The 22,244-nt window shown below is 64.9% G+C and carries 21 protein-coding genes; 15 read left to right on the forward strand and 6 right to left on the reverse strand.

Going from position 1 to position 22,244, the window contains the following annotated elements; genetic code table 11:
- The first annotated feature begins 67 nt into the window (after positions 1–67).
- Both HHL27_RS06980 and HHL27_RS06985 read left to right on the forward strand, forming a co-directional pair.
- Positions 68–1,267: an SRPBCC family protein gene (locus HHL27_RS06980; RefSeq protein WP_169492642.1), complete on the forward strand. Its 1,200-nt coding sequence runs from the start codon at positions 68–70 to the stop codon at positions 1,265–1,267.
- A 146-nt stretch (positions 1,268–1,413) separates the two neighbouring features.
- Positions 1,414–3,753, forward strand: a complete 2,340-nt coding sequence (locus HHL27_RS06985) for an acetamidase/formamidase family protein (protein WP_169492643.1) — start codon at positions 1,414–1,416, stop codon at positions 3,751–3,753.
- Between the two features lie 51 nt (positions 3,754–3,804).
- Here HHL27_RS06985 and HHL27_RS06990 read toward each other — a convergent pair whose 3' ends face one another.
- Positions 3,805–4,653 (reverse strand): oxidoreductase, encoded by an 849-nt coding sequence (locus tag HHL27_RS06990; RefSeq protein ID WP_169492644.1) that lies wholly within the window; start codon positions 4,651–4,653, stop codon positions 3,805–3,807.
- The gene (locus HHL27_RS06995) at positions 4,647–5,339 is read right to left on the reverse strand and encodes a cysteine hydrolase family protein (protein WP_169492645.1); all 693 of its coding nucleotides are present in this window, start codon (positions 5,337–5,339) and stop codon (positions 4,647–4,649) included. The genes HHL27_RS06990 and HHL27_RS06995 overlap by 7 nt, the downstream gene beginning before the upstream one ends.
- 199 nt (positions 5,340–5,538) lie before the next feature.
- On the opposite strand from HHL27_RS06995, the gene HHL27_RS07000 reads away from it, so the two are divergent.
- The 4 genes from HHL27_RS07000 (at position 5,539) to HHL27_RS07015 (ending at position 10,057) form a co-directional block, all read left to right on the forward strand.
- Complete coding sequence (locus tag HHL27_RS07000; protein ID WP_169492646.1) at positions 5,539–6,669, forward strand: LLM class flavin-dependent oxidoreductase; 1,131 nt, start codon at positions 5,539–5,541, stop codon at positions 6,667–6,669.
- Entirely contained in the window at positions 6,662–7,318 is a 657-nt protein-coding gene (locus tag HHL27_RS07005; protein ID WP_240959443.1) for a cysteine hydrolase family protein, read from the forward strand. The genes HHL27_RS07000 and HHL27_RS07005 overlap by 8 nt, the downstream gene beginning before the upstream one ends.
- Before the next feature lies 1 nt (position 7,319).
- Complete coding sequence (locus HHL27_RS07010) at positions 7,320–8,747, forward strand: amidohydrolase family protein (RefSeq protein WP_169492647.1); 1,428 nt, start codon at positions 7,320–7,322, stop codon at positions 8,745–8,747.
- Positions 8,748–8,857: 110 nt separating this feature from the next.
- Complete coding sequence (locus tag HHL27_RS07015) at positions 8,858–10,057, forward strand: MFS transporter (RefSeq protein ID WP_240959445.1); 1,200 nt, start codon at positions 8,858–8,860, stop codon at positions 10,055–10,057.
- 33 nt (positions 10,058–10,090) lie between these two features.
- Here HHL27_RS07015 and HHL27_RS07020 read toward each other — a convergent pair whose 3' ends face one another.
- Entirely contained in the window at positions 10,091–11,239 is a 1,149-nt protein-coding gene (locus HHL27_RS07020) for an AI-2E family transporter (protein WP_240959446.1), read from the reverse strand.
- Between the two features lie 213 nt (positions 11,240–11,452).
- Positions 11,453–11,650, reverse strand: coding sequence for a hypothetical protein (locus tag HHL27_RS07025; protein ID WP_206069414.1), 198 nt, complete (start codon positions 11,648–11,650; stop codon positions 11,453–11,455).
- Between the two features lie 181 nt (positions 11,651–11,831).
- Between HHL27_RS07025 and HHL27_RS07030 the strand changes: the two genes are divergently transcribed.
- The 8 genes from HHL27_RS07030 (at position 11,832) to HHL27_RS07065 (ending at position 18,368) form a co-directional block, all read left to right on the forward strand.
- A complete protein-coding gene (locus HHL27_RS07030; RefSeq protein ID WP_169492650.1) occupies positions 11,832–12,962 on the forward strand; it encodes a GGDEF domain-containing protein in 1,131 nt (376 codons plus the stop codon).
- A 92-nt stretch (positions 12,963–13,054) separates the two neighbouring features.
- Positions 13,055–13,366 (forward strand): FtsB family cell division protein, encoded by a 312-nt coding sequence (locus HHL27_RS07035; protein ID WP_169492651.1) that lies wholly within the window; start codon positions 13,055–13,057, stop codon positions 13,364–13,366.
- Positions 13,367–13,493: 127 nt separating this feature from the next.
- Positions 13,494–14,984 (forward strand): phospholipase D-like domain-containing protein, encoded by a 1,491-nt coding sequence (locus tag HHL27_RS07040; protein ID WP_338114842.1) that lies wholly within the window; start codon positions 13,494–13,496, stop codon positions 14,982–14,984.
- A 26-nt stretch (positions 14,985–15,010) separates the two neighbouring features.
- The gene (folE, locus tag HHL27_RS07045; protein WP_169492652.1) at positions 15,011–15,628 is read left to right on the forward strand and encodes a GTP cyclohydrolase I FolE; all 618 of its coding nucleotides are present in this window, start codon (positions 15,011–15,013) and stop codon (positions 15,626–15,628) included.
- Position 15,629: 1 nt separating this feature from the next.
- Positions 15,630–16,058, forward strand: a complete 429-nt coding sequence (locus tag HHL27_RS07050) for a PaaI family thioesterase (protein WP_169492653.1) — start codon at positions 15,630–15,632, stop codon at positions 16,056–16,058.
- Positions 16,059–16,163: 105 nt separating this feature from the next.
- Positions 16,164–16,634 carry a hypothetical protein gene (locus HHL27_RS07055; protein ID WP_169492654.1) on the forward strand — a complete coding sequence of 157 codons (471 nt, stop codon included), beginning with the start codon at positions 16,164–16,166 and terminating at the stop codon, positions 16,632–16,634.
- A gap of 4 nt (positions 16,635–16,638) precedes the next feature.
- Complete coding sequence (locus HHL27_RS07060) at positions 16,639–17,382, forward strand: TorF family putative porin (protein ID WP_169492655.1); 744 nt, start codon at positions 16,639–16,641, stop codon at positions 17,380–17,382.
- Between the two features lie 89 nt (positions 17,383–17,471).
- Complete coding sequence (locus HHL27_RS07065; protein ID WP_240959448.1) at positions 17,472–18,368, forward strand: alpha/beta hydrolase family protein; 897 nt, start codon at positions 17,472–17,474, stop codon at positions 18,366–18,368.
- 7 nt (positions 18,369–18,375) lie between these two features.
- Here HHL27_RS07065 and HHL27_RS07070 read toward each other — a convergent pair whose 3' ends face one another.
- On the reverse strand, positions 18,376–19,950 hold the full coding sequence (locus HHL27_RS07070) for a S10 family peptidase (protein ID WP_169492656.1): 1,575 nt from the start codon (positions 19,948–19,950) through the stop codon (positions 18,376–18,378).
- 154 nt (positions 19,951–20,104) lie between these two features.
- Complete coding sequence (locus HHL27_RS07075) at positions 20,105–20,584, reverse strand: peroxiredoxin (protein ID WP_169492657.1); 480 nt, start codon at positions 20,582–20,584, stop codon at positions 20,105–20,107.
- Positions 20,585–20,769: 185 nt separating this feature from the next.
- Between HHL27_RS07075 and ahcY the strand changes: the two genes are divergently transcribed.
- On the forward strand, positions 20,770–22,227 hold the full coding sequence (gene ahcY / locus HHL27_RS07080) for an adenosylhomocysteinase (protein WP_240959553.1): 1,458 nt from the start codon (positions 20,770–20,772) through the stop codon (positions 22,225–22,227).
- The last annotated feature ends 17 nt before the right edge of the window (positions 22,228–22,244 follow it).

A 22,244-nucleotide genomic window follows, 5' to 3' on the forward strand; every position in this document is an offset into this window, starting at 1 on the left:
GGACCCGAGCCGGCGATCTAGAGCGGAAGGACGATCCCGAACGGCAACTGATTTCAGGAGACTTCGCGTGCGCCTTCCGTCCGACAGCTTCATCCGCTCGCTCGAAAGCTCGGCCGTCGACCTGGCCGATGCGGAAACCCTGCCGAGCGAATGCTACACCGATGCCGATTTCTACGCTTTCGAGCAGGAAGCGCTCTACAATCACGAATGGCTTTGCGTCGGCCGGGCCGATTGGGTTGCCAACGCGGGCGACTTCTTCACCACGCAGATCATCGGCGAACCGATCATCGTGGCGCGGACTCAGGAAGGCGAAATTCGCGCGATGTCGGCAGTATGTCAGCACCGTGCCATGCTGGTGGCCGAAGGCAGCGGCAACGCGCGCGGTTTCCTTTGCCCCTACCACCACTGGAGCTACGCGCTGGATGGCAGACTGGTCGCGGCGCCGGCGATGAACAAGACCTGCAACTTCGACCGCGCGCAGTTCGGGCTGCCAAACTTCAAGGTGGAGCTGTGGAACGGTTTCATCTTCATCAACTTCGATGCCGATGCCGCGCCGTTGACACCCCGGCTGACGGCTGTTGCCGACGCGATCGCGGGATATGACCTTGCCAGCGCGGAAGGGCCGCGCCCGGATCCCGCGCCGACGTTGCCGTGGAACTGGAAGGTGATGTTCGAAAACAACAACGACGGATACCACGCCAGCCGCCTGCACCACGGGCCGCTGCACGATTTCGTGCCCTCGGGCCTTGCCGAGTTTCCCGATGCCGATCCCGCCGATGCCGGCTTCCTGCGCTTCAACGGCACGCTGCACATGGATGCGAGCTTCAACGCCACGCAGCGGGCGGTGTTGCCGGTGTTCCCCGGCCTTTCCGACGAAGCGCGCATGCGGATGACCTTCGCCAACATCCCGCCGACGCTCAGTCTCGTCATGATGAGCGACATGGTGATCTACCTGATCCTGCGCCCAACGGGGCCAGAGACGCTGGAGATGGACACCGGCTTCCTGTTCGCGCCCGGCGCGATGGCTGACCCGGCATTCGACCACAAGCTCGACATGAACGTCCGCGCCTCTGGCCATATCATCGCGCAGGACCTGCATGTCGACGAACTGGTGCAAGTGGGGCTGCGATCGCGGTTTGCCCCGCGCGGTCGCTATTCCTGGCAGGAAGGCGCGCAAGGGCAGTTCAACAAGTGGCTGGTGCACCGCTATCGCGAAACCTACGACCGGCTGACCGGCAAGAAGCGGGGTGCGGTTAGGGCGGTGTGACGCCGGACCTGTCTCGTATCCGGACGGATCGCAATACGACAAATCGCGGTGTTGCCGACCGCGTCGCGCGGCGTATGCTGCATTGCACAATAAGCGTAGCCCGAACGGGCTGACGCGGTCGCGCCATCGGATGAGGGACAAGACCCTTGCGGTTTACCACCAATGCCTACCCCCGCGAGCAACGACAGGACGCCTGGCGCTTTTCGCTGCGCCGCGTTTCGCTCGAACTCGTCGAGGTGGCCGAGGACGTCTATGGCGAACTGGTCAGCTTCACCAGCGGGCAGGGCATCCATTTCTGCCGCATTACCGGCACCGCGCAGCGCCTGGCGATCGATTTCGCGCAGGAGGCACCATGTTTCTGGATCGTCCTGCTGCTGGAAGGGAAACTGACCGCACGGCAGGGCGCGGTGACGATGGACCTCGCTGAAGGCGACATGGTCTATGGCGGGGGCAACAGCCGGACCGAGATTGACCTTCCGGCAGACCATCGCCTTCTGCTGGTCAAGGTGCCGCATGCCTTGCCCGCGCTGCGCTCCCGCTCGGCACTGCCATCGCAGATCAGCAACCTGATCGCGGACGAGGCCATTGGCCGCATGCTTTCGGCGCTGCTGCGTTCGGTGGCGGATACCATCGTCGACGTGTCCGACGATCAGATTCGCCCGGTGGAACTGGCGCTGCCCGAATTCATCGCCGCCACGCTGCTCGACAAGGCGCCGGTCAAGGAATTGGGCGGCGCGGCCGGCGCGCGTGCCGCAATCCTTGAGCGTGTGTTCCAGTCGATAGAGATGCGGCTGTCCGATCCCAACCTGTCGATCCACCAGATCGCGACCGAGCACCGCATCTCGCCGCGCTATTTGCAGAAGCTGTTCGAAAGTGCGGGCGAAAGCTTCAGCCAGTTCGTCAAGGTGCGCCGGCTGGAACGTTGCCGGTTGGACCTTGGCAGTCCGCTCCATGCGCAAAGGTCGATCTCGGAAATCCTGTTCCAGTGGGGTTTCAACGATTCGGCCTCGTTTAGCCGGGCGTTCCGCGAACAGTACGGGATGAGCCCGCGCGAATATCGCAAGGTTGGTGCGCTACCCGATGAAAATGCGCTCAATCCCCGGCGCGGCCGCCCCAGCGTGCGGCGCGAGAACGCGCGCGATACCGGCGGCGAAAATCCAGGGGAAGAGCGCGACGATGGCCCCGCGCTATCGTTAGAGGCAGGCGACGCGGTCGAGGATGTGCAGGTCGACGAGGGGCCGGGCGTGCGCCACCACATGCTGCCGGTGCGGCCCGACACGATCCACTGGGGCTATTTCAGCCGGAACCTGAAGCCTGCGCTCAACGTCCGGTCAGGTGACTATGTCACTATCGAAACACTGACCCACCACGCCAACGACGATGCCGAGCGCATGATCGAGGGCGACGCCGCGGCCGAGGCGATCTATCGCTGGACCGCCGAGGGCAAGGTGGTGGACCGGCGCGGGGCGGGGCCGCTCGACGCCTCGGTGGTTGGCCGGGGGCCCGGTGAAGGCTTCGGCGTGCATATCTGCACCGGACCGATCCACATCGCCGGTGCCGAACCGGGCGACGTGGTGCAGGTGCGCATCCTCGATATCGATCCGCGGCCCAGCCGTAATCCACGCTATCTGGGCCGCGCCTTCGGCAGCAACGTGTCGGCTTACTGGGGCTTCCATTATTCCGACCTGCTGACCGAGCCGAAGCAGCGCGAGGTCGTGACGATCTACGAGGTCGAAAAGGGCCACGGCCAGGCGGTGGCACATGCGGTCTACAACTATCGCTGGACGCCGCAGAAGGACCCATCGGGAGTGATCCACCCGATGTACGATTACCCCGGCGTGCCGGTCGATCCCGAGACAATCGAGAAGAACTTCAACGTGCTGCGCGACATCGAAATTCCGGTGCGCCCGCATTTCGGCGTTGTCGCGCTTGCGCCGGCGCATGCCGATCTGGTCGATTCGGTTCCGCCCGCCAATTTCGGCGGCAATATCGACAACTGGCGGCTGGGGCCGGGGGCGAGCGTGTTCCTGCCGGTGTCGGTGCCGGGCGGGCTGCTTTCGCTGGGCGACCCGCATGCGAGCCAGGGTGATTCCGAGCTGTGCGGCACCGCGATCGAATGTTCGATGACGGCGGTGATCCAGGTGATCCTGCACCCGGCCAAGGCATCGCAGCCCTACATCCGCGAGCTTGATTATCCGATGATCGAGACCGCCACCGAATGGGTGATCCTGGGCTTTTCCAATCCCGATTACCTTCGCGATCTGGGGTCGAAGGCGCAGAGCGAGGTCTACAAGCGCTCCTCCATCGACAGCGCGATGCGCGACTGCTTCCGCAAGGCGCGGCGCTTTCTTATGACGATGCGGAACTTGAGCGAGGACGAGGCAATCTCGCTGCTGTCGGTGGGCGTGGACTTCGGCATCAGCCAGGTCGCCAACGGCAACTGGGGTGTGCACGCCGTTATCCGCAAGGCGCTGTTCTCGAACTGAAAAAGACGGGCGGACGGCACGGGTGCCGCCCGCCCGCAAGGGTGGATGACTTTACTCCGCAGCCACGGCGGCCGGTTCTGCGGCGATCGCCAGGGTCAGGTCCTGCCAGCGCACGATCTCGCCTTCGAGCATGGCGAACTCGGCAGTGGCATACTTCAGCGCGTCATCGCCCAGCAGGAGAAGCAGGGGCGGCTCGGGTGCGGCCAGCGCAGACACGATCGCGGCAGCGGCGCGATCGGGATCGCCGGGTTCTGCGCCCAAGTGGCCTTGGAGTGTGGCGCGGGCGAGGTGGGCGGTCTCTGCGTAGTCGGCAATGGTCGGCTCGGCTCCGGCGAGCCTTTCGGCGGAAAACGCGGTGCGCAGCCCCCCCGGCGCGACGTTGGTGACCTTGATCCCCAAAGGCGCGACTTCTTGCGCCAGCGTCCGGCCAAGGCATTCGAGCGCAAACTTGGTTGCGCCATAAAGCGCCGTGCCATGCCAAGCGGCCAAGCCGCTGACCGAGGTCACGTTGACGATATGGCCGCTTCTGCGGGCGCGGAAGGAAGGCAGCGCGGACTTGATCAGCGCCATCGGGCCGAACAGGTTGACCTCGAACAAGGCGCGCGCGTCTTCGAGGCTGGTTTCCTCAATCGCGCCGGTAAATCCGCGCCCGGCATTGTTCACGAGGTAGTCCATCGGTCCGAAAAGCTGCTCGGCCGTGCGCCAGACGACGCCAACCGCCGCCTCGTCCGTGACATCGAGCTTCATGGCGTGGGCGCGACCGGGGGCGAGCGCGGTGAAGGCTTCGGCGTCGGCCTGGCAGCGCACCGTTCCGATCACCTGATCGCCGCCCGCAAGCGCCGCCTTGGCAATCGCACGGCCCAGGCCCGAGCTTACCCCTGTGACAAACCAGTTCAACATTGCGAGGCCCCTTGTTCGGCGTGGGACAGGAGTTCCTCCAGTTCGGCCACGGTCTTTACGTCGGCAAAGTTCAGGCGCGCCAGCATCAGCGCGGCGTTGTGTTCCGCGTCGGTCGGCGCGGCGCAGGCATCGGCCACCATGATCGTGCGGTAGCCCAGCATGTTGCCATCGCGCGCGGTGCTGTCGCAGCAACAGTTGGTGAGCGTTCCGGCGATGACGATGCATTGCGCCTCCAGCCGATCCAGCGCCTGCTGCAAGGCGCCGGCCGGGCACATGAAGGCGCTGTAGCGGTACTTGTCGATCACCGGATCGGCGTCCGCCACGTCCATCCCGGGATGCAGACCGTGCGACGAGGTTCCTGCCCGCACCACGGCGACAGCCTCTGCAACGGCCGGCAACGACAGGTCGTACTGCCAATCGGGCATGGCCAGCGGAGGCGCATCGTCGACTGTCTGCCGCGTCCAAATCACCGGGCATCCGGCAGCGCGGAACGCGGCAGCCAGGCGGTTGACCGCCGGCATGATGTCCATCGCGTGCGGATTGGCGAAGACTTCGCCCGGCTCCATGAAGACGCGCTGCATGTCGATCACGACCAGAGCTGTGCGGGCGCAATCGAGCGCCTGCACGTCGTTCATCGCCTTGCCTCGATCCACGGCCCATTGGGGCAGGTCTGTGACATGCGCCATCGTTTACCCCCGTTGCTTGCGGCATTACGCTAGGGCGCGGGCGCGGCTGCGGTCTTTGCACTGCGCGCATGGATTTGGGGCCAGTGAACGATTCATCGCGCTGCGCAAACTTGTGTGCGCAGCATGACAAGAAGGAAGTGGTCGCCGCGCATACCGTGGTGAAGATCCCATCCAGCCCCTCGCGAGCACGGACAAGACAATGACGGAAAGCATTCCCCAACGCGCCGATTTCGGCCTGCCATCCGATACCGGTGGCCGCGACATCGGCATCTTCATGCCCATGGCCAACGGCGGCTGGATCATCTCGAAGAACTCGCCCCGGCTCGACGGGTCGTACGATTACAACCTCGAGGTTGCGAAGCTTGCCGATGCGGGCGGGCTGGACTTCATCATGGCGATGGCCAAGTTCCGCGGATACGGCGGGGAGATCGAGCATTGGAAATCGTCGCTCGACAGCCCGCTGATGATGGCGGGCCTGGCGCAGGCGACGACCCGCGTCAAAGTTTGGGCGACCGTGCACACCCTGCTGCAGAACCCGGCGGTGACGGCCAAGATGATCGCCACGCTCGATCAGATCAGCCACGGGCGCGCCGGGCTCAACGTCGTGACCGGGGCCTACAAGGGCGAATTCGCGCAGATGGGCGCCTGGCCCGAAGGCGTCGATCACGATGAGCGCTACGTCCTTGCGACGGAGTGGATCCAGGGCATCAAGGCGCTGTGGACGCAGGACAGCGTTACCGCCCACGGCAAGTATTTCACGCTCGACGATTGCCAGTCGTTCCCCAAGCCATCGACGCGGCCCATCTTGGTTTGTGCCGGTACGTCGAAGGCGGGCGTGCGCTTTACCGCCGAGGAAATGGACGCGCTGTTCCTTGCCGGGAACGATCTTGACGAACTGATCGCCAATTCCGCCAAGGCCAAGGCTGGGGCGCTTGAACTGGGTCATGCGATCCGTGCCTATTCGATGATGATCCTGGTGATCGCCGACACCGACGCCGAAGCCGAAGCGATGGTCGAAAGCTACCGAGACGGGCTCGACGAAGGTGCCCTGCACGGGATGCTGCGGGCCTATGGCTTCCTCGACAGCGAGATCGGGAAGGAGAACGACTTCACCCGCAAGGCGCGCTCGGCGCTGATGGCGCCGCATGTCGCGGGCTCTCCGGCGACGATCCTCGAGAAGCTGACCGAGATCTTCGAGAAAACCGAGCTCGACGGGCTGATGGTGATCTTCCCCGAATACCTGACGATGCTGCCGATTTTCGCGAAGGAGATCCTCCCTGTGCTGCGCCAGCGTTTCCCCGGCAAGATCAGGGAGGCGGCGCATGTCTGAGGCTGCCGTGATGCAGGCCCTGCCGCACGAGCTGGCACCGGGCGACATGATCGCACCTTCGCGGACCGCGCTCGTCGTGGTCGATATCCAAGTCGACTTTGCTTCGCCCGAAGGCGTCCTGGGGCGTAGCGGGATGGACATGAGCGGCTGTGAAGTCGCGGTCGACCGCATCGAGACGCTGATCGACGCGGCCCGCAAGGCGGGAGCGACGGTCGCCTTCATGCGGGTGATGACCCGGCCCGAAAGCGATTCTCAGGCGCTCAAGACCTGGATGGAACGGCGCGGCACGCCGGGGCACGAAGCGATCTGCCGGATCGGCAGCGGTGGTGAGGACTATTACCGCGTCGCGCCGCAGCCTGGCGACATCGAGATATCCAAACTCGCCTATTCGAGCTTCCACGGCACCGACTTCGACATGCAGCTGCGCGCCCGCGGCATAGACACGCTGGTGGTCACCGGGATCAGCACCGACTGCTGCGTCGATTCGACCACGCGCGATGCCTTCCACCACAACTACCACACGTTCGTGGTGTCCGACGCCTGCGCCACGTTCGACGATGAATTGCAGCTCAATACGCTGAAGGCGCTGTGGCTGCACTGTTCGCTGCTGACCACGACCGATGCCGTGGTTGCGGCCTGGGGCGGCTGAAATGCACGAGCCAACCGCATCGTCCCCCGATGGCTTGGGCCCGGTCCGCGCCGATCTGCTGATCCGCAACGCGTGGATCGTCACGATGGACGACGAGCGGCGCATCTATCGCGATGGCGGGCTCGCCATTGCGGGCGATCGCATCGTGGCCGTGGGCCCGAGCGAAGTAGTGGAGCACGCGGTGGTGGCGCGCGAGACGATCGACGGGCGACGGTTCGAGCTCACCCCCGGGTTCGTCAATTGCCACGTCCACATAACCGGCGAACCGATCACGCGCGGCTACGTGCCCGACGACACCGACTGGCGAACCAACGTGTTCGACTGGCTGATCCCCACATACATGGCGCAGAACCCGGCGGAAGAGGCGCTGTCGGCGCAGCTTGCCGCGGTCGAGATGTTGCGCTCGGGCACGACCTGCTTCGTCGAGGCGGGCACGATCATCGACCTTCCGGGCGTTGTCGCCGCGCTGGAGCAGGTCGGAATCCGCGGGCGGATCGGGCAATGGGTGCAGGATCGCGCGTTCGATCCGGCCGAAGACCAGGCGCAGTTGACGGCCGCCGCCATCGGCAGGCTGGAAGACCAGATCGCGCGCTTTCCTGCGCGCGACGATGCGCTGCTGGCGGGCTGGGCCTGCCTTGTGGGGCACAACACCGCCACCGACGAGCTGTGGCGCGCGGCGAGTGCGCTGGCGCTTGACCATAGGCTGGGCGTGACCGCGCACATGAGCCCCGATCCAGCCGACCCGCAATTCTATCTCGAAACCACAGGACGGCGCGCGATCGAGCATCTCGAAGCGATCGGCGTTCTTGGCGATCACGTCTCGCTGACCCACGCGATCCACCTCGACGATGCCGAAGTGGCGACGCTTGCCCGGACCGGCACGAGGGTGACGCATTGTCCGATGACCGCGATCAAGGGGGCCTATGGTGCCTCCAGCGCGGGCAAGTTTCCCGAAATGCACGCGGCGGGCGTGGCGATCCAGCTCGGCACCGACGGCGCGAACAACGCCAATGCGCAGGACATGATGCGCGCGATGTACCTGATGGCCGGGCTGCACAAGGATGCCCGGCGCGACGCATCGCTGTTCCCGGCGACTTCGGTGCTCGAGGCGGGGACGATCAACGGCGCGGCCGGTGCGGGGCTGAGTGATCGGATCGGCAGCCTGGCCGTGGGCAAGAAGGCGGATTTCGTGGCGCACGACCGCGACCGGCCCGAATGGGTGCCGTTGCTCAATCCGGTCAACCAGCTGGTGTGGTCGGCAGACGGGCGTGGCGTGCATTCGGTGTGGGTGGACGGGAAGCGGCTGGTGGATGGATATCGCATGACGACGATCGACGAAGAACGGCTCTATTCCGACATCGAGGCAGCGGCCGATGGCATCATCGCGCGAGCCGGCAAAGCGGTGTCCAGTGCGTGGCCGGTGCTGTGAGCGCGGCCATCGCTCAGCCGCCCGCCAGCGCGTCGGACAATCTGCCCGTGGGTGAGCCACCGCGCGGACCGGCTTCCATCGGCGCGCACCATGCGCCAAGAAGCATGGCCATGCGGCAGTGCCTCCTTCTTGCGTTCAGCGCGCTCTACTTCCTGCTGATGGCGGCGACGTTCAATTCGCTGGGGCAGGTGCTTCCCTACATCGTCGCCGATCTCAAGCTGAGCTGGGCCGAAGCGGGCATGGGTTTCACCCTGCTTGGCACCGCCTGCGGCGCGGCCAGCCTGCTGCCCGCCACGACCATCCGGCTGTTCGGCGTGTCGGTGACGATCGTTCTTGGCGCGCTACAGCTGGTCACCGGCTTTGCCGCCCTTGCGCTGATGACTGGCGTGCCGGCCTACCTTGGCGGCACGCTCTTGCTCGGCATGGGGTTCTGCTTTTGCGGGACTATTCCGGCAGTGCACGTGATCGGGCACGTTTTCGAAGGGCGCCGCTCGACCGCTATCGGGCTCTATTTCACTGCAGGCAACCTTGGTGCGGTGTGCGGCCCGCTGCTGTTCTATGGCGTGCACAGCGCAACCGGGGGCTGGCGTTCGTACTGGTGGATCTGTGCCGTGGCAGCGGCGGCCGTGGGCGGCATCGCCGCGCTGATCAGCCGGATCGACGAACAGGGCCGCAGCCGCGTCGCGCTTGATGGCGAAGGGGGCGCGGCCACGGGATGGACGTTGCGCCGGGCGATGGCAAAGGGGCAGTTCTGGCTGGTGGTCGTAGCCTATACCGGGTGCCTGTTGATCAACACCACGGTTCATTCCTTCGCCTACCAGCACTTGCTCGAAAATGCGGTGGCGGCTGGCACGGCAACCTTGGTGATCAGTGCTGCGGCGCTGGTGGCGGCTGCTGCTGCGGCGCTGGTCGGCCTGGCGGGGCAGAAGGTCGGCCCTCAGCAACTGACCGTCGTCGCGCTTGCGACCCTCGCGCTTTCGTCGGCCGCGCTGGTCTTGCCGACCAACGGCGCCTCGCTTTCGCTGTTCGCGCTAAGCTTCGGCGTAGGGCTGGGGGCCAGCACCGTCAGCACCACGCTGCTTTTGCGCCAGTGGTTCGGCGGACTGGCTTCGCTTGAGCTCTACTCGGTCATGACCGTGTTCTCTACCGCAGCTGCGCTTGGGCCGAGCATTGGCGGTCATCTGCACGATACGACTGGCAGTTTTGCGCCGAGCCTGATCGGTCAGGCCGCCATCGCCGCGCTCCTGGCGGGCGCGGTCGCCTTGACCCGTCCACCCCACGCGCAGGAAGAAGCGTTGGGCGTCGGCTGAGCCTCGGGCCGACCCTGCCGCGGCTTGATCCTGTCAGGGTGTGTCAGGACCGGCGGGCGGGATGAGGCGCGGATTGATCGGGCCTTGCTGCGATCCGACCCATTCGCGCCACAGCAGGATCAGGCCGGCCATGATGGCGGGTCCGATGACCAGTCCGATCAGGCCCCAGGCTTCCACGCCCCCCAGGATGCCGAGAAGCACCCACACGAATGGCAGCCGCGTCGCGCCCTGGATCAGCACCGGTCGGACGAAGTGATCGGCAACGAACACGACCACTGCACCCAGCGCGACGATGACGATCGCTGTGCCCATCTTGCCAATGGCAAAGAGTGCTAGTCCCGCTGCCGCGATCGCTACGGCGGCGCCGAACGGGATCGTCGCGAGGATAGCCGTCAGCAAGCCGAACAGCGCCGGGTGAGGGACCCCGGCGAAGGCATACGCGACGCCCATCACCACCCCCTCGCCAAGGCCGACGAAGACCAGGCCGTTGACCGTGCCTTGCACCGCCCGGACCAGCTGAATGCCGACGTGCTCGCCTGCCGCACCGAAGGCGCGATTGCTCGCTATTCGAAGCGCCTCTTCGATGTTCCTGATGTCTCGCAGGATGAAGTACAGGCTCACCAGCATGAACCCCACTAGCACCAGCCGGTGCACGGCTTGTCCCGCCAGGCGACGGCCGAAGCCCGCTCCGTTCGCGTGAACCACCGCATGAGCAAGGCCCGAAAGGGCTTGCGGGTGCCCAAGCTTCTGCTGCCAGACCGGAACGAGCTCGGCGCCGAATGGCAGGCTGGCCAGAAAGGCCGGAACCGGCAGCCCATGCTGCTGGATCTGATCCGCCCAAAGTCCCAGTTCATGCGCATCGGCGATGATCGGTGCCGCTACGACGAGCAACGGCAGGACGAAGACAAGCAGCGTCGCGGCAACAAGAAGCGCCGGGATGAGATCGCGATCGCGAGAAGGCCATCGCGCAGCCAGCCGATCGTACACCGGGCGCAGCGCAATCGCGAAGATCGCCGCCCAGCCCAGCGCCGGCAGAAAGCCCCTGAGCGTGACGATCCCGGCAACCATCAGGATCAGCACGGCGACCAGTCCTGCACGCCGCTGCGGTCGGGACATCGCCGGTTCGGTGGGGTTCAGGAACGTGCCGGGTCTGGCGATCGGCGGAATGGGATCGGCCGTCATGATAGTCCTTTGATGCCCCTTGATAAATCAGCGGGCCGCCGAACCGTGTCACACGGTGAACTGAAATATACTGGCCCCAAGCGCTTTGCACGTCACCCGGTTCCGCGAATCCAGGCGGCGCACGCGTTGCTCTGTCGCAGTAAGCCAACCGACGTCATCCGCGAACCAAAGCGGCGTTCGATGCTGGGGCGGAGGGGATGGGCCTCTGCGCGATTAGCGCAGGTCGGCCGCCTGGAAACTGCCGGGGCAGGTTTCGCCCGAATCGTCCTTGTGGGTGCGCGGATCGCGGCGGAACGAGCCGTCTTCAAGCCGCGTCCACTTGCCCGCGGTATGCTTTCCGCAGACCACGCAAACCGCCCAGCGTTCCTTCTGGTCTTTCATTTCGGGCGTCAGGAAGCGTGGCGTCATCAAGGGAAGGGCGATCCGGTCTGGTTGTTTCAAACCGGTATGGACTGGCCTTCAGGGCTGCAAGCGAGCCTGCATTAATTGTCTACGAATGCACCAAGCATCCGGCGGAAAATCTCTTTGGTTAGTAGAGTTTTAACTGCCTTCAGCAGGCTTTGGGCAAGGATTGCGGCGCAGGCTTCGCAGCATGGTTGCCCAAAAGTTAACGATTGCGGGTGCGATCACCAGTGTCGCAGCGGCTGGCGCCTCACCTTCCGCCCAAGGACAGGACTTCGCTCCCCGAACGATGGTGGTGCGGCCATCGAGCAAATTCGAACTAGCCAATCCGATCGTCGCAGCGGGTACGACGGCGCTCATCCTGCTTTTCGCTTGCGCCTTGCCGCTGGCCAGGCTGTCATTGCGACGGCGGGAGCTTGAGCGCCAGTTGCTCGAGGCTGAAGCGCGATATCGCCTGCTTGCCAACAGCACGAGCGAAGTGGTGTTGCGCGCCGATATGGACGGCACGGTGACCTATGCTTCGCCCGCGGCGGCCAGCATCGGCCTTTGGCGTGAAGGTGGCCCGATTGGCGCAAACCTGCTGGATCTTGTCGCCCCGGAACGACGCGGGGATCTAGGCGCGACGCTGGAGGGGGCTGTGTCCGGGCAGGGCGATGCGGTGTGGCAGGAATTCCATCTTGTCGGCGCGGAGGGCAGCGAGGGCTGGTTCGAAGTGCGCATCCAGCCGCTGGAAGACGCCGACGGGACGACCCGGTCGGTAGTGGCGAACCTGCGCTCCATCGCCGAGCGCAAGCAACTGGAAGATCAGCTCTACGAAGCAGGGTTGACCGACGCCCAGACGGGCCTGTCCAATCGCCGCGCCTTCATCGCAATGCTCGAACATCATCTCGGTGAACAATCGGGTGGCTGCATCGCGCTGTTCGATCTCGATCATTTTCGCGCTCTCAACGATCGCCATGGCCACCTGGTGGGGGACAAGGTTCTGCTGCTGTTCGCCAATCTGCTGCGGTCACTGGTGCGCGGTGGGGATACCGTGGCGCGGATCGGCGGAGAAAAATTCGGCGTGCTGCTGCCGGGCGCCAGCACGGAGCAGGCGGAAACCGTCGTCGCCCGCGTACTCAGCTCGCTTTCGGGAACCACGCGGGCCGTCGACAACGTCATCGTGCGTGTGTCAGCAAGCGCGGGCGTCGCGCGTCTGGGTGGCACGGCGGACGAGGCGCTGCGATCGGCCGACCTTGCCCTGCAAGTGGCCAAGGCCAAGGGTCGCGACCGTCTGGAACTTGCGCCACGGCTGCGCATCGAGCGTCATTCGCGCTGGTAGGAGTCGTATCTGCGACGAAGTGCGGCGTTTCCCCGGCATTTCGACCGAAACATTGTTGAATCGGGCGAACTTATGTGATTCTGTGACAATCCATGACGCGTCGTCGTTCCCATCTCCGGCTCCCTCGCGAAAGCCTGACCCAGACACTGGCGCTGGTGGCGCTGCTGCTGCTGGGCGCGGTCGGCATTGCGGGGCCGAGCGGACTGCTGGCATGGGGCGAGAACGCCAAGCTGCTCGATCAGCGGCAGAAGGAGCTGACGAAGCTTACGCTCGAGCGCGACCGGCTGAAGAACCGGCTCAGCCTGCTCGACCCGCGGCATGCGGATCCCGATCTCGTCGGCGAACTGCTGCGTTCGGACCTGAACGTGGCGCACCCGGACGAACTGGTCATTCCGCGCCGGTAACGCGTTCTTCAAGGGAACGCCGCGCCCCGCGCGCCGTTTGGCGCTCAAACAAGGGGCATGCGCAAATGATGGTTCAGCGAAGCTGCGTGACTGGCGGTTACAAGCGCCGCGTTGCATAGTCGTGGTCGTGGAGAGGACAGATCAGGGCGACCTTGCAGCGCCAACCGCTTCGGTCTGGCGCTATGCGCGCGCATCGCGGGCCCATGTCGTCGTCGATGCGGCCGACTATTTCGCACTGATGCGCGGTGCGATGCTGGCCGCGCGCCAGCGCATCCTCATGATCGGCTGGGATTTCGATACGCGCATCCTGATCGGTGACGGTCGGCGCTGGTGGAACCTGCCGCGCAAGCGCATTGCGCCCGCGCGGCTCGGTGCCTTCGTCGTCTGGCTGGCCAACCGGAACAAGCCGCTGGAAATCAAGGTGCTGAAGTGGAACTTCGGCGCGCTGAAGGCTGTGTTCCGCGGGTCTATGATCGTCGACCTGCTGCGCTGGTGGAAGCATCCGCGCATAGGCTTCAAGCTCGACAGCGCGCATCCGCTGGGCTGCAGCCATCACCAGAAGATCGTGGTGATCGACGATCGCTTCGCCGTGTGCGGCGGTATCGACATGGCGGGCGATCGCTGGGACACCAGCGACCACATCGAAAACGACCCCCGCCGCCGCCGCCCTGGCGGAAAGCTCTACGGCCCGTGGCACGACTGCACGATGCTGCTCGAAGGCGAAGTGGCGAAGGTGCTTGGCAACTATGGCAGAACGCGCTGGGAGCAGGCAGGTGGACGCCCGATGCCCGCGTGCAAGCCGCAGGACGAGACGCCGTGGCCCGAGGATATCCACGCCGAATTCAACGATGTCGAGGTTGGCATCGCCCGGACTCGGTCGCAGTACGGCAACGCTGCCGAAGTGCGCGAGATCGAGGCTATGTTCGTCGAGCACATCGCGCGGGCCAAGCGCTTCATCTACGCGGAAAACCAGTACTTCGCCTCTCGCGTGGTGGCCGAGGCGATTGCCGAGCGTCTGGCGCGGCCCGACCCGCCCGAGATCGTGCTGGTGATGCCCGAAAGCAGCGATGGCTGGCTTGAACAGGCGGCGATGGACGGCGCGCGCATCCGCCTGTTCCGCGCGATCCGCGAGGCAGACCACGCCGGGCGATTCAGCATCTGGCACCCGTACAACGCGGCTGGCACGCCGATCTACGTGCATTCCAAGCTGACCATCGTCGATGACGAGATCCTTCGTGTCGGCTCTGCCAACATGAACAACCGCTCGATGGGGCTCGACAGCGAGTGCGATGTGTTCATCGACTGTGCCCGCCCCGGCAATCATCATTGCGGAGAGGCGATCATGCGCTTGCGCCTGCGCTTGCTTGCCGAACATTGCGGTTTGTCGAGCGACGCGGTAGCGGACCTTGTCGAACGGCACGGTTCGATGGCCGCCGCCATCGAGGCCGTGCCGGCAACGGGCAAGAGCTTGCGCCGCTTCATTCCGCGCGAATTGAGCGAGGCCGAAAAGGCGCTGGCCGATGCCGAGGTGCTCGATCCCGAGCGCCCGGAGGAAATGCTGGCGTTCTACCGACGCGGCGGCCTGTTCAAGAGCCGTATCCTGCGCCGGCCGCGTTGAGCGAAGAGAAGGCTTTGGGAGGCAAGATGGCGCACGATCACCTGCACGATGAAGACGATGACGATCTGGCGCGCGGCAAGGAGCCCGTTCCGCATGACGTGCAGGAGGCTATCCGCACCCTGATCCGCTGGTCTGGCGACGACCCCGCCCGCGAAGGCCTGCTCGATACACCCAAGCGCGTGGCCCGCGCATGGAAGGAATACTGCCAGGGCTATGGCGAGGACCCTTCGGCGCATCTAGCGCGTCAGTTCGAGGAAGTCGGCGGCTATAACGAGCTGGTCCTTCTGAAGGACATCCCGTTCCAGTCGCATTGCGAACATCACATGGCGCCGATCGTGGGCAAGGCGGCCATTGCCTACCTGCCCCGGCACAAGGTTGTCGGCATTTCCAAGCTGGCGCGCGTGCTGCACGCCTATGCCCGCCGTCTGCAGATTCAGGAACGGCTGACCAGCGAAGTCGCGCAGTGCATCTGGGATGCCCTCAAGCCACACGGCGTCGCCGTGGTGATCGAGGCGCAGCACGGGTGCATGACCGGTCGCGGTGTGCGCACGCCCGGCGTCGGCATGGTCACCAGCCGGCTGATCGGCACGTTCCTCGAAGACAATCGCAGCCGCAAGGAAGTGCTCAGCCTGATGGGCTACTGACATGGCCGCCCCGGTTCCGGTCATGGAGATGGATGCGCTGCAGCAACTCCTGCTCGGCGCTTTCCCGGTCGAGGTGCACGGCCGGCTCGGCCGCGTGGTGGATTTGGTGCCCGGACGCGTGCGGATGCGGCTCGATCCTGGGCCTGAAAGCCTGCGTCCGGGTAACCTCGTGTCCGGACCCACGCAGATGGGGCTGGTCGACGTTGCGGCCTATGCCGTCGTCCTTGCGCATATCGGGCCGCAGCCGATGGCCGTGACGAGCAGCCTCACCATCAACTTCCTGCGGGGCGCCACGCTTGCCCCGGTTTTTGCCGATGCCGCGCTGCTGAAACTGGGACGCAGGCTGGCGACGATCGACGTGCGCCTCTGGCAGCACGATGCACATACGCTCGTCGCGCAGGCAACCGCGATCTACGCGCTACCAGCCTGACCGTGTCGAAATAAAATAAAACAGCGCAGGCATTTGGCGGACACTCCTGCCGACCATTCCCTGTTCCGACTGAAGGCCTGCAACGGCTTGGGAAGGAGCAGAATGATGAAGGCAGCCGCAAGCATTACCCTCGTTTCCGTGACCGCAGGGATCGCAGTCGCCACCCCGGCCAGCGCGGCTGAGCCCGTCGTGCATGAACGCGTGATAGAACACGCCTCGGGCGCCGTACCGACCACTTGGGTTGGAACGCCCGTCGTCACCGCGCGTCAGGTCGGATCACCGGGGGCGGCGGGGCGGCCGGCAAGCCTTCGCTGCATCTGGCGGGTCGATCTAGAAATCGTGCGGACAGCGCGGATGACGTCGGGAACGTCGCTCAACTCGACCGTCCGATCGGCGAACGTGTTCCAGACCGTGCGACCCGGATGGTGTGCCAGCGAGAGGAGTGCCTTCGCCGGGAAGGCCGCTGCGCGCGACGGCGCGTTGCAGGCCCGCTTGCGCGATCACGCAACGCAGGACACGAAGGCGGTGATGGCGCAGGCCGATGCAATGGTTCGCGCCACTTCCGCAACAGGATGATCCAATGAAACACGCCTCCGCCATCGCCCTTTCCCTGCTCGCGCTCGGCAGCGCGCTACCTGCCCATGCGCAAGTGGCGCTCAGCGGCGGCATCGAAGCCGCCACCGACGAAGTGCGGCGGGGGATCGGCTGGAGCGATGGCGAGATCACCGGATCGGTCGACGGCAAAGCCGAGATCAGCGGCTTCGACGCTTCTGCCCGCATTGTCGCCCTGCGCGGATCGGATCGCCACGGCGGCGCGGATGCCGTGGGCGATCTTGAGCTTGGCAAGCAGTTCGACGCGGGCGGGTTTTCCTTGCGCGGCTCGGTGATCGGCCATGTGTTCACCGGGGCCGACCGGCGCATGGACTATGTCGAACTGGCGCTTGGCACCCGCTATTCGATCGGACCGATCGACCTCGGGGCCGGCGCCGTGTTTGCGCCGAGCCAGGCGGCGATCGGTGGACAGAACCTCTATCTGCATGCCGATGCGCGTGCGGGTCTGCCCGCATTTCCGGTCAGCTTGTCGGCAGGTCTTGGCTACACCACGGGTAGTGGCAGCTCGCCCCGTGCCGCCCGGTTGAGACCCGGTGGTGACTACGCCGATTGGCGCGTCGGGCTGGAATACACGCAGTTTCCGTTCACCGTGGGGGTTGATTACGTCGGCAATGACATCAACCGCACCAAGGCGGAAAGCGATCCGTCACCCTATGCCGACGGCCGCCACGTCGGTGACAAGGTGGTCGCGCGCATCCGGTTCGGCTTCTGACGTCTCCTTTTTAGCACCCCGATTGACAGCGGGCAGGCCAAACCTGAATCTGGCGCTCCGTGGTTGACCGGGGACCCGTGATGCAGCGAATGTCCAGTCCATCTCTCGCGAGCGCGATCGCGGCATGCCTGATGGCAATCGGCGGGGCGCCGGCGATGGCGGGCCCGCCGCCCGCAAGCCTTCCGGCCTCGATCTACACCGATCCGGCACCCGACCCGACCAATCCAGCGCGCATGGTTGTGCTGCACATCCGGTCGGGCGGGGTCGAGATCAACGGCGTTGCCTACCTTGCATCGGGTGCGGGGCCGCATCCCACGGTCATTGTCTGTCACGGTCTTCCCGGCAACGAAAAGAACCTCGATCTGGCGCAGGCCCTGCGGCGGCAGGGCTGGAATGCCATCACCTTCAATTATCGCGGATCTTGGGGAAGCCCGGGCGCTTTCCAGTTCGCCCAGAACCTCGAAGATGCGCGCGCTGTGTTCGCCTTCGTCCGCGACCCGGCCAATGCTGCCCGCCTCGGTGTCGATCCCGATCGCGTGGCGATGGTCGGCCACAGCATGGGCGGCTGGGTCACGGCGATGACCGGCGCGGCGGAACCTGCACTCAAGGGGCTGGTCCTGATCTCGGCCGGCGATTTCGGCCTTGTCGGCAAGTCATCGCGCGACGACAGGGTGAAGCTGATGGCCGACAACAGCGAAACGCTCGCCGGCACCGATCCCGAGATGATGGCCGATGAACTGGCCGCGCACGCCGGCGAATGGGATTACGCGATCAAGGCCGATGCGTTGAAAGCAACACCGCTGCTGGTGCTGACGTCGGACGACGGCCTTGCCTCCCATGGCGACGTGCTGGTCGAGGCGGTGCGCAAGGCGGGCGGGCGAAAGGTCGTGACGGCCCACGTTCCGACCGATCATTCCTGGTCCGACCGCCGGATCGAGCTCGAGGCGCGGGTCATCCGCTTCCTCGAGCCGATCCTCGATCGCTAGCCGATTGTCACCGGCGCGTTGTCTGATCGTACCATGCGGCAACGTCGTCGTGCATGTGCGTCAGTTCGCGTGGATTGAGATAGACCATGTGTCCGCTCTCGTAATAGCGGAAGCTGATGTTCTTTCTGAGCTCCGGCGTCAGGCCCATGTGCGCGACGTCGTACTCGGTGGAGTAGAACGGGGTTGCGGCGTCGAAGTAGCCGTTGAGGAACAGTACCTTCAGATCGGGATTGACCCGCATCGTAGAGGCGAGGTCGACGGCCGTGTTGGGCGAGGGCTGGGGGTAGCGATCACCCGGTGCGCGGTGCTTCCAGTCCCAGTCGAACGAGCCGTCCCGAGCCGATAGCTTGTACGGCATATCTGACTTGTAACCAAGCACTTGTGACGCGTAATTACGGAATCCTGCGAAGTAGGCGCCCGTGATGGCGGTGCTTGCAGGATCGTCCTCAGGGCTGTCGGCATTGGCGTCCGCTACGTTGAGCAGGTAGCGCGTATCGAGCCGGCCGGTGGCGACGCCCCGGTCGCGCAGCAGTTCGGTCTGGAAGTGGCCCAGGCTGATCCTCAGGTTGGATCTGAGGATATAATCCTCGGACAGCCCGGTATAGGCCGCCATCTGCCGAGCCACGGCACGCTTTTCCTCGTCCGGCACGGCATCGCCCTTGGCCAGCGCCGCGGCATATGGGCCTGCGACGAAGGCGCGCACCTCGGCCAGAAACTGTTCGAGATTGGCCGGACGGTTGGGCACGCGGTTATGGTACCAAGCGGTCGCGGCATATGTCGGGAACAGGATCTGGTAGTTCTGGTCGTATCCCGGCTGGCGGACGCCATAGTTCAGGATCGTCGACAGCAGCACGATTCCGTCCACGCTCATGCCGCGCTCTTCAAGCAGGGCGCCCACGGCACCCGATCGCAAGGTGCCATAGCTTTCGCCGAACAGCACCTTGGGGCTGTCCCAGCGGTTGTACTTGTCGACATAACGCATGATGCCGCGGGCAAAGGCATCGGCATCTTGGTCCACACCCCAGAAATCCTTGCCGGTCTTGTCGCCCAGCGGCCGTGACCAGCCCGCACCGATCGCGTCGATGAAGACGAGGTCGGTCTTGTCGATCAGCGAATCCGGGTTGGGGCGGACGGCGTAGTCGCGCGGAGCGACGTACACCGGGTCGTTGGTCGCAACCCGGACAGGGGCGAAGCTGCCCATGTGCAGCCAGACCGTGGGCGAACCGGGCCCGCCGTTGTAGAAGAACGTGACCGGCCGGTTGCCGCCGCCATCGCGGGTATAAGCGGTGTAGAACATCGATGCGACCGGCTTGCCGTCGTCATCGCGGATCGTCAGCGTCCCGGCCGTCGCGGTGTAGCCGATCTTCGCGCCGCGCACCGTCACGCTGCCCTTGCTGGTGCTGGCCAGTTCCTCCACCGGCGGGCGGACCCAGGCCTTCTCGACGTCGGCCTTCAGCGCCTCGGCGCGGGTCTTGGCGTCGGACTTGGTGTCCGATGGCTTTTCCTGGGCAAGGGCGGGGGTCAGCAGGGAAGGGGTGAGGGCAGTGGCGGCAAGCGCTGCTGCGGCAAGCAAAGATCGCATCACAGGTCCTTGATATGTTTATCAAAGTTCCAGCCATGACGGGCTGGTCATGGTGCGATGCTTGGCTTCGGCGGGTTACAATTGCAACCGCCTTCTAAAGTTTGCGGTGGGGACGGGCGGTCTCGCCCCCACCGCACAACTTGTCAGGGCTGCGTCAGAGCTGTTCGAGCATGTGCTCGGCCGAGGAGACCTTGAAGTCGCCCGGAGCTTCGACGTTCAGCTGTTCGACAACACCGTCGTTGACGATCATCGAGAAGCGCTGGCCGCGGGTGCCCAGGCCAAAGCCCGAACCGTCCATGGTCAGGCCCACGGCCTTGGCAAAATCGCCGTTGCCGTCGGCCAGCATGGTAACGTCGGCCGAACCCGAAGCAGCGCCCCAGGCCTTCATCACGAACGGATCGTTGACGGCGGTGCAGGCGATCTCGTCGATGCCCTTGGCCTTGAGATCGGCGGCCTTGTCGACGAAGCCGGGCAGGTGCTTGGCCGAGCAGGTGGGGGTGAAGGCGCCGGGCACCGAGAACAGGGCGACGCGCTTGCCGGCGAAGTATTCGGCGCTCTGCACCGCTTCCGGGCCTTCCTGCGTGGCCTTGACCAGCTTCACGTCGGGCAGCTTGTCTCCAACCGAAATCGTCATCCCCATTTTTCCTTTCCTGTCGAACTTTGCCAAGTTCGCGTGTGTGAGCGATGTGGATATAGGCCGGGGTTGTGACAGCGCAACTGCGTGGTCAGCGTGAAGGAAGATATAAAGCTTTCTTTATATCGCCATTGCGCGCGCTGCCGCGAACGATTAAGGCGCGAACCATGGTGCCTGTCCGAGGGATGGGCGATGCAAATCTGCTTTCAGGAGACAGCCGCGTGGCCACCCCCGCCCCCCAGACCGCCCAAAACGACTTCGTGATCGCCGACATCGGGCTTGCCGACTTCGGCCGCGCCGAGATCGCCATTGCCGAAACCGAGATGCCCGGGCTCATGGCCCTGCGTGCCGAATACGGCGCCGCGCAGCCGCTGAAGGGCGCCCGCATCACGGGATCGCTGCACATGACGATCCAGACCGCCGTGTTGATCGAGACGCTGGTGGCTTTGGGTGCCGACGTGCGCTGGGCCACCTGCAACATCTTCTCCACCCAGGACCACGCCGCCGCAGCGATCGCGGCCGCGGGGATCCCGGTGTTTGCGATCAAGGGCGAGAGCCTGGCCGACTACTGGGACTATGTCGGCCGCATCTTCGACTGGGATGACGGCACCGGCCAGACCGCCAACATGATTCTGGACGATGGCGGCGATGCCACGATGTTTGCGCTGTGGGGCGCACGTGTCGAAGCGGGCGAGGCACTGTTCGAACCGAGCAATGCCGAGGAAATCGAGTTCGTCCGCGCGCTGAAGGAATTCCTCAAGCGCAAGCCCGGATACCTCACTGAATCGGTCAAGAACATCAAGGGCGTGTCAGAAGAGACCACCACGGGCGTCCATCGCCTGTACCAGATCGCCAAGGACGGCAAGCTGCCGTTCCCCGCGATCAACGTGAACGACAGCGTGACCAAGTCGAAGTTCGACAACCTGTACGGTTGCAAGGAATCGCTGGTCGACGCCATCCGCCGTGCAACCGACGTGATGCTGGCGGGCAAGGTCGCTTGCGTCGCCGGTTTCGGCGACGTGGGCAAGGGAAGTGCCGCGTCGCTGCGCAACGGCGGCGCCCGGGTGATGGTCACCGAAGTCGATCCGATCTGCGCCCTGCAGGCGGCCATGGAAGGCTATGAAGTTGTGACGATGGAGGAAGCGGTGACCCGCGCCGACATCTTCGTCACCGCCACCGGCAACGAGGACGTGATCACCGCCGAGCACATGAAGGCGATGAAGCCGATGAGCATCGTGTGCAACATCGGTCACTTCGACAGCGAGATCCAGATCGCGGCGCTGTCTAACTACAAGTGGACCGAAGTGAAGCCGGGCACCGATCTCGTCGAGTTTCCCGACGGCAAGCAGATTATCATTCTTGCCAAGGGCCGCCTGGTGAACCTGGGCTGCGCGACCGGTCATCCGAGCTTCGTGATGAGCGCGAGCTTCACCAACCAGACGCTGGCGCAGATCGAACTGTTTACCAAGAACGGCGAATACGAGAACCGCGTCTACGTGCTGCCCAAGCATCTCGACGAAAAGGTCGCTGCGCTCCATCTCGAAAAGCTGGGCGTCAAGCTGACCAAGCTGTCCGACAAGCAGGCGGCCTATATCGGCGTAACCTCGCAAGGGCCGTTCAAGCCGGATCATTACCGTTACTGACACCTTATCCGCCGCCA

The sequence above is a fragment of the Novosphingobium olei genome, assembly GCF_012927405.1.
Lineage (GTDB): Bacteria > Pseudomonadota > Alphaproteobacteria > Sphingomonadales > Sphingomonadaceae > Novosphingobium > Novosphingobium olei.